This window comes from Colwellia sp. F1, from assembly GCF_056238625.1.
In genome coordinates, this window is the sequence record NZ_JBWDLI010000002.1 from 193,351 (window position 1) to 207,124 (window position 13,774).

The window sequence follows — 13,774 nt, forward strand, 5'->3', positions numbered from 1 at the left end:
ACTTGAGAAAAGATTACAACAACAATGTTAAAACAATGGCCTACACCCTAGCCGCTTTACTAGCTTTTGCTGCCAATTCAGTATTAGGGAGAATGGCATTAAAAAATAACGCGATAGATGCCTCAAGCTTTACGGTTATTCGTCTTTTGTCAGGCGCGCTAATGCTGTTTTTTTTACATGCGATATTATCCCATAACACCCAACGTACTCATCATAAGCAACCCAATAAATTAGCAAGGTGGCAAGCAGCCTTCATGTTATTTGTTTATGCTGTTACCTTTTCTTTTGCTTATATTTCCTTAGATACCGGTACTGGGGCATTGGTTTTGTTTGGTGCGGTTCAGCTCACCATGATTATTGTTAGCCTATTATCAGGCAATAGACTGCGCAGTGCTGAATGGCTGGGCGTTATTATTTCTTTTGCTGGGTTAGTTTATTTAATTTATCCTACGATAACGACACCGAGTTTATTTGGTTTTATACTAATGGCTATATCAGGCATTGCTTGGGGGCTATATACTCTTACGGGTCGCTCTTCTTTAGAGCCGCTCAAAGATACTACCTATAATTTTAGTTACGCCATTCCTTTTGTTTTACTGCTAGCGCTGGTGATGCTGCCCAGTATTACGCTATCTTTTGCAGGTATTATATTGGCCATTTTATCAGGGGTATGTGCTTCTGCATTAGGCTACACACTTTGGTATATTGCATTGTCGGGCTTATCTGCAACTGAGGCGGCCGTAGTGCAATTATCTGTTCCTATTTTAGCGGCTATAGGTGGTGTTATATTTTTATCTGAGTCTATTACTCTGCGATTAATCATTGCATGCGCGCTGGTTTTAGGGGGGATCTTGATCGTTATTTTAAGTAACAAAAATAAGCGTAGCTAGCCCAGTAAAGTAACCATTAACGAAAATAATCTAACACATACTCAATAAATAATCGCACCCTAAGCGGCATATTATTGCGATCACGATAAAGCATAGACAAGGCGCGGCTTTTGCTTTGCCATTGAGGCAATACGCGCTTTATTTCACCCGCCTCAATTAAAGGCAATGCTAAATAGTCTGGCAAGTAACTAATACCAACTCCTTTTTTTACTGCATGCATTACCATTTGAATTTCATCCACCTCTAAACGAACTGACTTATGAGGTCGATAATTAAACTCTTCCCCTGTTACTTGGTTTTCTAATCGCCATGGGATTAATGGGAAACTAATTATCGTTGCATGATCACATAGCTTTTTCGGGTGGGTAATATCATCAGTGCAGTAGTTTGCATGGCCACACAAAATATTATAAGTGTCTTTTAGTGGCCTCACGACCCAGTCTTCTACCGATGGGTCTCCCATACGAAAAGCAACATCAATACCTTGCTCTTCAATATCAATTAATTTGTTTGAAAAGCGTAAATCAAGCTGAATTTCAGGATGCTGCAATAAGAATTCATAAAAAGCCGGCCGCAAAAAGTGTGTACCTGAGTAGATAGGTGCTGTTACTCTAATTTTTCCTTTGGGCTGATTCTTTTCTTTATGTAGATCTTTATCAATATCATTTAGCTCATCAAACAGTGAGCTAGAGCGCAAAAAGTACTGCTCGCCGGTGTGTGTTAATGACACGCGGTGAGCATCTCGGTTAAGTAGTCTTAATTGCAGATCAGATTCTAATTGACGAATGCGACGACTCAGCGTTGATAGTGGTATAGCCAAATTAGACGCGGCGGCTTTAAAACTACCTAATTTGGCTACTGTGCAAAAATAACGTAAGTCATCGAGTGAGTAATTTAGCTTCATTCGTCTACTGCTGGCATGGCTTCTATATTAACAATTTCACTACGGTTTAAAGTAATTTTAAAGCGCTGTAAGTGCTCTCCTCGTTTATCGATACTACGCAAAATGAGATTAATTTGATAGCGACGTTCAACCGCTTGGCTTGATATTTTTTGCCCATCGAGTGTATATAAACGTCCCGCGCCTTTTTTTAAAAAACGAACAAAGGGCGTTAAGTTAAAAAAGATTTGTTGTTGAATCTCGTCATAACCAGGTAAAAACTCTTTCACGATAACCTTATTATCGCAGCGAAAATGTAACAAACGCGCCGCTTGTTTATTTTGTTGTCGTCGCTTTTGAAATAGTGTATTTACCGATTTAGGTAAGTCACTATTTTTTATATACTCTAACCATAATATTTGGCTCAAAATGCGCTTTTGACTAACGCTATGACGAAATATATTTTGCCACTTTGGTCGTCCTTTTTGTATTTTACGCCAAATAAGGTTAGTAACGTCATCTTTAAATATTTCTCGCAAGCCATAAATCACTCCCAAAAAAGCAATCAAGGCAACAGTAACTTCAGTAAAGTTTGAACGAGCATTAAGCACAAGCACCATAACAAAAGCCATGATCACAGCCGTCACTGTACCTCTAACCAAGCGTTTTAGATGTAAATCTAAGTAGCGAGTTTGCTTTTGAAAAACAACACCATATTCTATCAAACGTTGCAATAAGCGCATTTTATTTGTAATACGGTTTGGATCATCAAGCGTCACTTGAGAGTTATATTTACGCTCTGTGCGGTAGTTATTTTCGTCTCGACAAAAAGTAAATAAAAATTCACGCTCTGCGGTAAACTCACTACTTTTTGGCCCCTTCGATAATAGCTTTAAAAATGACTGCTCAATATGCCAACTTAGGTAATTATCTGCATTTTTAAAAAAAGAATTAAGTGTGCTGTCTGGTGGCGTATAACGGCGTAACTTCTTAATTAACCCTGTTGTTTGCTCGGCCAGTTCAATGGCCTCGGGATAAAACTCTTCCGCTGTTTTCAACTTAAGTGTTTGTTTTACGTCTGCATCAAGCGCCTTGATTAACTGATAACAGTATAGGTTTAAGTTTAAACGGTAGTCACTTGGTCCGTCTTTATTTTCTCCCTCAAAACGTTGGCTAATAAAACGACTTCTTACTAAAGGAAGGTGTTGCTTGTCTGAGTAGTAAGCGCTCTGGCTTCTTATATTGCTATAAAAATAGTCCTCAGTGTTTAATGTGCTGGGACTTATACCCATTTCAACTGGTAAAGAAAGGTAAAGATCAATACGCTGTAACTCTTGTGGTAACAGTTGATGGGTTAATTTTATTGATAAATTCTCATCTTGAGATAACGTTATTTTGTTCACGCTTTAAGCTTTTCTCCTAAAATATAATATTGTTCAAGTGCTATTAGCTTTATTCCTTTCTTTAAAACATAGCACTATTGTAAGTTAAAGCAAAGAAAACATAGCGTTAAGCAGTGCAGTTAATAACACGAGTGCAGTTTACCCATGATAATAATTACTGAAAACATCAGAGTAAATTAAATACTGCCAAAACATTGTGCCAAGCTATAACGACTCAGGCACTGAGTATGCACGGCATAATCGAAAATATGCCCATCAATTAATAGCTTTACAAGCACTGTTGTAGAGGTAAACAACAGCAACTCACTGCTAATACAAGAGTAGCTATGTGCACTCCAATAGCAGTTGCTGCTTAGATCATATCAAGCTAGAGCAGTGTTAATATGCTCTTGGTTAAGGTTGGACAAAAGTGAGCGGCCGAGCTTTCTATATTATACCCGTTTGAAACAAATAGTCTTAGCACAAAGTTTAGCTATATAAATAGCAGTAAAGTTGCCGCTCATCGTTGTTAAATTTTTATAAATATTTTTCGTTGATACAATTTTAACGAAACAAGCCAAAATAAAACAACATGAAAAAAAGCAAACAAAAATGAGGCTAAGGTTGGCTCTGCAATTAGTTTAAATTTTTCATAAAGCCAGTGGTATGCTGTACTGTTCCCTATACTGATATTTAAATACAAAGTCACAATTAAAAATGACAGCACATAGACAAACAAAGGGTTGGTACCGTAAACAAGTAAAGGTGAGGCTAATTTTTCTTGGCCTTTTATATCAATTAGCCAAATAAATGCTGCCAATAAAAGACACGCAAAGCCGGTGGTGTAAATAACATAAGAGCTCGTCCATAACGATTTATTAATAGGGAATATAACTCCCCATAAAGCGCCAAAACCAATTGCCAGACCACCAATAAGTGTTAGCTTAATAACACTCTCTTTTTTATCGTTAATACTGGTTAAATAACGTGTTAATTCAAAGCCTAACAACATATTAACCACAGCTGGAATTGTACTAAGCAAACCTTCAGGTTCAAAGCTAACACCACGCATATTATACATATGGCTAGCCCCTAAGGTGGCTAAGTCAAACTGTCGAATAATATTGCCTTCTAACGTTAAAGCCCCCTCTCCTACACTTACCAACACCCCCCAATAAGCTAATAAAATAATGCCTGATATAATAAAAATTCCGCGGCGGTTAAATAGTAAGACGAGACTTGCGGCAATAACGTAAGCGATACCAATACGCTGTAACACGCCCATAATACGCCACCCTTCGATGGGGGTGTTAAAAGGTATAACATTGAGCATAAAACCAATAAAAAACATGATAAATCCACGTTTTACAATTTTTTTAAATTGCTCGGGTGTCGCAGTAAAGTTACTCTTTTTAAAAGAGAAAAACATTGCTGAACCGATAATAAACAAGAAAAAAGGAAACACTAAATCTGTTGGTGTTGCGCCATGCCAGCTGGCATGTAATAAAGGGGCATAAACATGCGCCCATGTGCCTGGTGTATTAACTAAAATCATTAAGGCAATGGTTATTCCTCTAAAAGCATCAAGAGCAAGGTATCGAGTCATATATTAAGTCCAAAAACATCTAATCGTTTAAAAAATTGAGTATTAAATTGGCAGACAACACAAAAATGACAGCGCTATCATTTAGCTAATGTAAATGATTTTTTCAACATTAGCTAATAATTTTAACAAAGATAAGTCGGTCTTAGAACGTTCACCTATAGACGAGTATAATTACTGTGATAGACTGAGGAGAAAATACTTGATGTTAAAGACCATGTCACCTGAAAAATTACTCACTCAAGCACAAGATGTTTGCCAAAAAAATGGAGCCCGATTAACCAAAGCACGCGAGCAAGTCTTTTTATTACTTGCTAAACACGAAGGTGCTATTGGCGCTTATGATTTATTAGATGAGCTTAAAAAGATCGATTCATCGGCAAAGCCGGCTACTGTATACCGCGCATTAGATTTTTTATCTAAGCAAGGCTTTGTCCACAAAATAGAGTCTATTAATGCTTTTATTATGTGCCATCATTTTGGTGATTGTGATCACCCAGTGCAATTACTTATTTGTGACCAATGTGGTGATGTGAAAGAGATTCAGTCGAATAATTTTGATTTAGCCTTAAAGGCTATGGCAGACGCCAATGGTTTTACTATTAGCCATCAAATTATAGAAGCACATGGCCGTTGTACACACTGTCGCTGATTCTGTTGGGGGCAATGATCGTCATAGCAAAAAGCTAAAACAATTTAACTATTTGAGTGGCAAAATATAACAGAGTCGTTGATAATTATAAAATACGGCGAATATCGATATAATTAACCAGTTTGATTTACATTTGTTTCTTAAATGTGCAAAATCATCACATTGCAAACAGCTAAGGCTTGGAAGACTTCATGAGAGTAGAGTTTATAAACCCATTTTTATCATCAATGCTAAACGTCATGTCGACAATGGCACAAATGGAATTAATTCCTGAAAAGCCTCAATTAAAGAAAGACCAGATTTCTATGGGTGACGTATCTGGGCTAATAGGTATGGTTAGTACTGAAGCTAAAGGCTCTTTATCTATTACTTTTGACGCCCCATTGGCGCTAGCGACAATGCAAGGCATGGTGGGTGAAGCCCCCGATGAAGTAAACGATGAAATAACGGACCTTGTAGGCGAAATCACTAATATGGTTACCGGTGGCGCAAAACGTATGCTCAGTGAAAAAGGCATCGATTTTGATATGGCAACACCGATTGTTGTTTCGGGTAAAGATCATAGCATTCACCATAAATCTAAAGGCCCTGTGGTTGTTATCGCCTTAAAAGGCGAGCAAGGTAAAGCCTATATAGAGTTTTCATTTGATGAATAAAGCGCGCTAGTTTGTGGTTTTACTTTTTTTGTTTTTTTGTTGACAAATAACGAGTATTTTTTCATTGTATTGGCGCATATAATCCACTTGTTGTTTACGTGTTATGCGCTGCTCTTGCGATAGAATGACATCGCCAGTCTCCCCACTATACTTCTTGCCACATAATTCAATCATCGCTTGGTATTCAATGGCTTTTACGCCCGGTATACTTAGGCTTCTTCCTGAGGTAACCAATAAGCGATAATCTTGGTTTTTTAGTGCGAGCGCTAGTGCTTCTTTTACTTTGTTACTCGTTGCATTTTTCTTGACATCACTCTCTGTTTCTTTATTTTTAATTACCACAGCACTGGCTGTTTTGTCCTGTTCAATAGCCATACTTTCTCGCGATGATACTTTCCCCCCTTTAGTTGGTAATAAAGGCTTAGAGGTACAACTAATAGATAACACTATTAATAAGAGTAAAGTTATATAGTTCAATGGAGATACCTCCTTCATTAAATGGTGTGGTGAGTATGGGCTCGTCTGCGGCACAAGATAACAAAGACTAATAACCAAAACACACTACCACCTGATTTTGATGTAGACGCTGGTTTTGGTGTAGCTGTTTGATCGGGTATTGGCTCTGGCAACGGCTTTGCTTCAACAGTAAGTGTCATTAGGTAGGGTGCGCTACTTATATTCCCCTGGTTAGCAACAACAGGTACTAAAAGCTCACCGGTAAAGTCACTGTTTGGCGTGATAGATTGCCCGCTAAAGGTATAGTTATCGCCCGCAACAATTGTTATATCATCGGCTGTTTCACACGCAAAGTTAAAGATAGCGCTCGATAACTTTACACTCTCCCCTTGGGTTAGGGTAATTGTTTGTTGGCTGGTAATCGCTATATCTGCAGGGCTTAATGCTTTATCAATACTAAATGCACCACTATTAACGGCATAAAAAATATTATCGCTACATAACAGTTTTATTCTGGCTGTTTGCGAAGCGTTTATTTCATCTGCACAAAAATCGTCTAGTGATATCTCAGCACTGCCACTATTAGTTACCTGGTTGGCCAGCGTTAGATCAAAACTGTGACCGCCATCTTTTGAAAGTAAAATATCAACTGTCGCACAGTTAATCGGTGCTATATCTGTGTCGGCCACTTGCCAACTAATAGTATTCCTTGTCTCTAGCCATATATCATCTAACACGGGTGAATTGAGGGCAAAAGCTGCTCCGGTATCAATAACGGTTAGCTTGGTTTCATCAAAACTTGCGCCACCATCGTTATCATATACCATTAAACGAAAATTTAGCTCTCTGTTCGTTGTGGGCAGTATTTCACCTATTGTTGTAGTGTTCGTTAGGACGTCAGATAGTTGAGGAAAATGCCGAGTTGCGTTTGTACTTGGCTTAAAAGCACGAAATAAAGGGCGAGAGCCATCGTCAACATGTTCAACAAGCGACGCTGTTTTAGCGCCTAAATCAAATTGTTGCCAACTATATTGCAACACATTGCTGTCTACATCTGTTGCTGCGCCTGATAATGTAAAGGGGGTGCGTGCTGGAATAGTATAATCAGCACCAGCATCAACAATTGGCGTTTGATTTATACTGTCGCTAGTCTCACCGCAGTGACTACCAATACCCGTTTGGATATTATCGCTTATTTGCTCTATTGATCTAGCATGAAAAAAAGCATCTGAATGCGGTTGTAAATTCTGCTTATTGCAAATACCTGCATAAGACATCACTGTTGAACCACTACCCACTTCATAAGCTGATAAGGCTGCTCGATTACCAGCACAAGCACCCTCTGTAGCATTGAAGGTGTGATCAGCGCCAAATTGATGGCCAATTTCATGCGCAACATAATCAATATAAAAAGCCTCATTAACAGGCTCAGGCGCGCCAGTAACGCCATCGCCTTTAATGTCTGGGTTACAAACTGAGCCCAGCCAAGCTAAACCGCCCCCACCGGTATTGACGACATGGCCAATATCATAATTGGCGCTACCAATAATTCTGTCTATAACAGCCGTATTTAACGCCCCGTCATCGCTGTCATTATTAAATGGGTCACTATCAGCATCAGTAAAAATTAATAAGTCATTATCTTCTACTAATGTTAACTTTATTGCTAAATCATGCTGATAAACTTGGTTTAACCGGTTAACTAAGGTAATAATTTCTGCCATGGCACCATCAACAGTTCCCCCATGAAAAGCGGTATATTCCGCTGCAGCAGTGATAGCAATACGATAGGTTTTAGTTATACTTTGTGTTAGTGGATTTTTTGCTTTTTTAATGCTGTTATTTACTACAGCATCAAATTGATGCACAGTTTTTTTAGGTGCGTGAAAAGTATGAGCGAATGAATCAATTGCACGGCTATTTTTTCCCGTGTAAATTTTATACTGACTATTGACCTGGTTAAGCGCTCTGTTACTGTTTTTTGGTTTATAGTTTGCCGGTAAACGTGATTTTTCATGAAGGGAAGCTATAACAGGGTCAATAAAAACACGTTCTCCTTGATGATAAAACATACCATGGAAACCGTTTAAGGTAATATCAAAGCGGCCCGTGTCGGATGGATTATCAAGGGAAGCCCCGGTAAAAGTTCTGACATTGGGATATTTTAGTGCTAGCTGTTCTGCCATAACACTGTCAGCGGTTAGTTTAAAGTTAACAAATCCGCCATTAGGCAAAGGCAATGCAACAACAATGGGGTTACTTTCGTTAAGCAGCGCTGTTTGCAGTTCAACAATATTGGCTGTTAGCGCATCTGTTTGGCTGCTTTGTGTAAATAGCTGTAGTGATTTTTTTAGCTGTGACTGGGTAAAAGCAAGGGCTGAAAAGCTTATTTGAGTAGATAATATGAGTAAAGTTATTACACACAAAAAAAACTGTCTCGGTAAATTCATATTAATAACCTCATGGTAATGTACCGCTTTTATTATTGTTGCGTTGCTTATAACAAAGCTAACCAAACTAAGTTTATCTTTAATATAAAAAAACAGCCACATTAATACTATTGTATGTAATATATAAAGAAAAATATAAACAAACTAGTAATAATGTGGCTTTAGGATTTAACACCTTCAATTTACGGCAATAAAAAACACCGTAAATCTCGCGATTACATTGGTTAATTCAAAGGCGCTTCTGGTAATGGCGCTGCATTAACGCTACCTTGTTCAGTTTGCTGCTCATGCTTATTTCCACTTGTTTTTTTACGTTTAAAAAGGCCACGTAAGTCTTCAATAATAACGTATAAACTCGGAATGAATACTAAAGTAACAACGGTTGCAAACAAAATACCAAAAGACAAAGAGACTGCCATCGGAATAACTATTTGTGCTTGTGCACTGGTTTCAAAAAAGATAATGGGCACTAAACCAATAAAGGTGGTTAATGACGTTAACATAATCGCCCTAAAACGCTTTGTACCTGCATGAATAACTGCATTCTTTAACAGCTCACCTCGTTTTCGCGCATTATTAACATAATCTACCATAACCAATGAGTCATTCACGACAACCCCTGATGCAGCTAAAATTCCCATCACAGACAAGGCACTTAAGTCCATTCCTAAGAGAAAATGGCCAAATACTGCACCAATAACGCCAAAGGGTATTACCACCATTATCATCACTGCTTGTGCATAAGAGCGCAGTGGAATAGCTAGCAAAGAGAAAATGACCATTAATGAAATAACAAAATCTCGTAATTGGTCATTCGCACTGTCCATTTCCTCCTGAATGCTACCAGAGACTTCACTTTGCACCTGTGGGTATTGTCTTAGTAGCTGCGGAATATAGTTATCTCTAATGTCTTTCGCTATTTCAAATGGTTCAACTTGTTCTGCATCAACACTCGCCCAAACATTAATAGTACGGTTACCATCTTCACGACGAATACGCGTAACACCTTCGGTTAACGAGATATGAGCAAGCTCAGACAAAGGCAGCTCTGCGCCATTAGGAGCTTGAATCATTACATCATTAACATGACCAACACTGCTTCGCTGTTCAAGAGGGTAGCGTACCATCACTTTAATTTCTTCACTGTCACGTAAAATACGCTGGGCTTCTAAGCCATAAAAACTATAACTCACTTGCGATGCTACTTCTGCTAATGATAACCCCAAGCTGTGTGCCAAAGGTTTAAGTTCAAGTTGCACTTCTTTAGCGCTGGTTTGCCTTGAATCATTAACATCACCAACCCCTTTTAAAGAATTAAGTTTTACTTTTAATGCTTTCGCTGCTGCCAATAGCTGTTCATCATTAACACTTTCTAATTTAAAGGCAACATCACCATCATCACGGCCTCCGCCAAATAAATTATCATCAATTGACAGTGATTTTACCCCAGGATAATTAGGAATAGCTTTGCGCCATAAATCAGCTAATTCAAATGTGTTAATAGCTCTTTCTTTTGGAATAACCAATTTAACCATGACATTGCCACTAATACGGCTGCGTAAATCTACCTGCATATCTGCGATCATTGAACTGCCATATTGTGCTTGAATCTCTTCATCAACTTCATAAAGAATACGTTCAATGTTTAGCAAAGTTTTTAACGTCGATTTTTCAGAAGCATCGACATTCATTTCAATATTTACTCGGGGAAAATCATGCGGTATTTTAGGTTGCCCAATATAACGCACAAAACCACCTCCAAATAAACCAGCACTTAATAACATTAAACTAATAAAGAACATGAGTACCGCATAGCGATACTCAATACACACAGTTAATGTGGGCCGGTAAATGTTCGTAATAAAGCTTTTTAAGGCGGTATCAACCCAATGACGAATTCTGTCTATTGGGTTTTTGGGGTTAAACGCCTTAACTTTCATTTTTACTAAGTGCGCAGGTAATATAAGCTTTGATTCTATTAACGAAAAAACAAGGCAGAGTATAACCACCGAGCCAATGGCTTTGCCAAAGGCTGACGAAGGCCCTTCACCAAACAAAAAAGGGACAAATACGGCTATGGTAGTTAAGACGCCAAAGGTAGCAGGCATTGCAACACGTTTAATACCACGAATGACATTGTCAGTTGAATGCCCGTGTGCTTCTATTTCATCATGAGCACTCTCACCCATCACGATAGCGTCATCAACAACAATCCCTAGCACCAAAATAAAAGCAAACAAGCTAATTATATTAATAGTTACGCCAACAAATTCCATTGGCATAATCAATAAAGTACCTAAAAAGCAGACTGGCAAGCCCATCATAACCCAAAAAGCCAAACGCACACGAAGAAAAAGTGCCAACATAATAAAGACCAGTACGGCACCACTTTCCATGTTATTTAACATCATGTTCAGTCGGCCTTCAAGGTAGTAGGTCATATCCACCCAAGTTTCTAGCTTTACACCTTGCGGCAAGGCTGCTGCTTTATCATTGACATAGGATTTTACTATTTTGGCAACATCAGTGATGCTTTGATTATCTGCCGCGCCAACAAAAAGTGTGACCGAATTTTTACCATTAAATTTAGAGTACTGTAATCCTTCTTCAAAGCCATCAACAATCGTAGCAATATCTCCTAACAAGATGTTGGTACCATCGGCCAAGGTGATCACAGGAAGCAGTTCAAACTCATGACCACGATACGCTTGGTTTTCTACTCTAAGATTAATATAACCATTCTCGGCACGAATTTGCCCGGCTGACATATTACGAGAAGAGCTACGCACTGCATTAGCTACATCGATAAAGCTTAAGCCATATTCTCTTAACTTGTCTTTACTTACTTCAATAGAGATTTCATAACCTAAACCACTATAAAACTCTGAAATGTTAATTTTGGGCAATTGTTGAATTTCATGGTGAATTTTTCGACCTAAATCTTTTAACTCACCATTGGTTAAATCACCGTATAAACTAATATACATCACTTCTTGACGAAATTTTTCTCGTTCAACTTTTATGCGCTCCATGTCATCAGGAAAGCTTGAGATTGAATCAATAGCCGACTTAACTTCTTCAAGTACTACTTGCGGGTCGTAATCAAGCTCAACTTCAAACCAACCATTGGAAAAGTTTCGGTTAGAATAAGTGATAACGCGTTTAAGGCCTTGCACTGTTTTTAGTGCTTCTTCAATTTTGATGGTAATCCCTTCTTCCACTTCTTGTGGCGCTGCACCAGGGTAAGGCGCAGTGTAAGAGATCCAATTAATTTTTACCTGTGGAAACATCTGTTTATCAATGGTTTGCATGGTTAAGAAGCCACCAACCAAAATAAAAACCATTAATAAATTAGCGGCGACTGTATTACGTGCAAACCAAGCGATAAGGCCTGTTTTAGTGTCTATAGATTCATCAATTTTAGCAGGTGTTTTGTTAACTTCTACTTTACTTGAGGAAGAAGAGCTCATCACTATTCTCCTTCATTCTGATTGTTGACCACTTGTACTTCAACGTTTTCCTTGGGCGCGGTATTGTTGGTATCTGGCTTGTCTACGTCTTCCACTGATAACGCTAGCTTCATGCCGTCTACTGGGTAATCTAACGCCGACACAATAAGCTTATCACCATTGAGCAACCCTTTAGAAATAACAACATCACTACCTTGTTGGCGAACAATATTTACATCTGCGTAATGCAGCCTTGAGTCGCTGCCTAACAAAGCAACACGGTTATTAAGCACTAAGTACCGAGGAACAACACTGGCACTGTCTATTTCAACGCCCAAAATTTTTGCTTGTACATAAGAGCCAAAACGTAAGGGTAAGCCAAGTGCAGCTTCACTGTTCTGTAAATGATAAGGGTCTTGAATTTCAGCAACTAGATAGCTCATACGGCTTTTGCTATCTATCACGCCTTCATTTCTTACGACTTTGGCCTGCCATTGTATTTCTTCACCTGCATAGGTACCGGTTAAGTTCACTGTCGCATTAAGCCCTTGCTCAACCAAAAATTGCAACTGATTGTCAGCAACAGGCAAGCGCACTTCCGCAATAGCGGTACCTAATAACATCCCTATTTGACTACCAACACTAACAAAGGAGCCTAAACCAATATCCCTGCTACTGATCATTGCATCATAAGGTGCTCTTATTTCAGTACGCTGTAGATTTCGCTTTGCTCGTAAAATAGCCGCTTGAGCTGACTTAACACGCGCTAGTTCTTGCGCAAGTTGAGGTTTTCGTAAACTTAATTCAGTCGGTGATGTATCCGTAATTTGTCGCCATTCTTGCTCTGCAACTTTACCCTGTGCTACTTCTTTTTCTAATGCTGCACGTGCCGATGCCATATTTGCTTGTGCGTCAATTAGCGCTGCATGGTAATCATTAGGGTCTATGCGCGCTAAAAGTTGCCCTTTTTTAACTAAACCGCCACGCACAAAAACATCACTTAACTCCACAACTTCCCCTGTGACTTGCGCAACCATCGTTGTTTCATATTTTGGGTTCACTACACCATAAGAGCTAACTTCTAATACCATTGGCACCACTGAAATCTCTTCTACTGCAACTATCGGGGTGTTATCTGTTTCTGCTTTTTCTTCTGGTGGTTTTTTCATGCTCGAAAAAACAATAAACGTCATAACGCCAAGCGCTAAAATGGCAATAGGTATCAAGATTTGTTTTTTATTCGCCACTGGCAGTTCCTTTTAAAAATGAAATGTTATTTTGCACAACAGGTTTTAATAAATCACCTGCTTGTTTTTGCGTATAAATAATAACGACTAGTTTATAACGAAATAGCAA

At 38.7% G+C, this 13,774-nt stretch carries 10 protein-coding genes; 3 read left to right on the forward strand and 7 right to left on the reverse strand.

Translation table 11 applies throughout. The features are described from left to right. The first annotated feature begins 35 nt into the window (after positions 1 to 35). Complete coding sequence (locus AC0UA9_RS02605) at positions 36 to 890, forward strand: DMT family transporter (RefSeq protein WP_475656888.1); 855 nt, start codon at positions 36 to 38, stop codon at positions 888 to 890. A 16-nt stretch (positions 891 to 906) separates the two neighbouring features. On the opposite strand, the gene AC0UA9_RS02610 is transcribed toward AC0UA9_RS02605, so the two are convergent. The 3 genes from AC0UA9_RS02610 to AC0UA9_RS02620 all read right to left on the reverse strand — a co-directional run bounded on the left by AC0UA9_RS02610 (position 907) and on the right by AC0UA9_RS02620 (position 4,758). After that, the gene (locus tag AC0UA9_RS02610) at positions 907 to 1,794 is read right to left on the reverse strand and encodes a LysR family transcriptional regulator (RefSeq protein ID WP_475656633.1); all 888 of its coding nucleotides are present in this window, start codon (positions 1,792 to 1,794) and stop codon (positions 907 to 909) included. After that, positions 1,791 to 3,173: a hypothetical protein gene (locus tag AC0UA9_RS02615; protein ID WP_475656635.1), complete on the reverse strand. Its 1,383-nt coding sequence runs from the start codon at positions 3,171 to 3,173 to the stop codon at positions 1,791 to 1,793. Before AC0UA9_RS02615 ends, AC0UA9_RS02610 begins: the two co-directional genes overlap by 4 nt. 508 nt (positions 3,174 to 3,681) lie before the next feature. Continuing rightward, positions 3,682 to 4,758 (reverse strand): acyltransferase family protein, encoded by a 1,077-nt coding sequence (locus AC0UA9_RS02620; RefSeq protein ID WP_475656636.1) that lies wholly within the window; start codon positions 4,756 to 4,758, stop codon positions 3,682 to 3,684. A gap of 214 nt (positions 4,759 to 4,972) precedes the next feature. On the opposite strand from AC0UA9_RS02620, the gene zur reads away from it, so the two are divergent. Then, entirely contained in the window at positions 4,973 to 5,407 is a 435-nt protein-coding gene (gene zur / locus AC0UA9_RS02625) for a zinc uptake transcriptional repressor Zur (protein ID WP_475656891.1), read from the forward strand. Between the two features lie 191 nt (positions 5,408 to 5,598). Next, entirely contained in the window at positions 5,599 to 6,063 is a 465-nt protein-coding gene (locus tag AC0UA9_RS02630) for a chemotaxis protein CheX (RefSeq protein WP_475656638.1), read from the forward strand. 6 nt (positions 6,064 to 6,069) lie between these two features. On the opposite strand, the gene AC0UA9_RS02635 is transcribed toward AC0UA9_RS02630, so the two are convergent. The 4 genes from AC0UA9_RS02635 to AC0UA9_RS02650 all read right to left on the reverse strand — a co-directional run bounded on the left by AC0UA9_RS02635 (position 6,070) and on the right by AC0UA9_RS02650 (position 13,665). Beyond that, complete coding sequence (locus AC0UA9_RS02635) at positions 6,070 to 6,540, reverse strand: hypothetical protein (RefSeq protein WP_475656640.1); 471 nt, start codon at positions 6,538 to 6,540, stop codon at positions 6,070 to 6,072. A 17-nt stretch (positions 6,541 to 6,557) separates the two neighbouring features. Then, on the reverse strand, positions 6,558 to 8,969 hold the full coding sequence (locus tag AC0UA9_RS02640; RefSeq protein ID WP_475656642.1) for a reprolysin-like metallopeptidase: 2,412 nt from the start codon (positions 8,967 to 8,969) through the stop codon (positions 6,558 to 6,560). 224 nt (positions 8,970 to 9,193) lie between these two features. Further along, entirely contained in the window at positions 9,194 to 12,439 is a 3,246-nt protein-coding gene (locus tag AC0UA9_RS02645) for an efflux RND transporter permease subunit (RefSeq protein ID WP_475656643.1), read from the reverse strand. Positions 12,440 to 12,441: 2 nt separating this feature from the next. Further along, positions 12,442 to 13,665, reverse strand: a complete 1,224-nt coding sequence (locus AC0UA9_RS02650) for an efflux RND transporter periplasmic adaptor subunit (protein WP_475656645.1) — start codon at positions 13,663 to 13,665, stop codon at positions 12,442 to 12,444. Between the last annotated feature and the right edge of the window lie 109 nt (positions 13,666 to 13,774).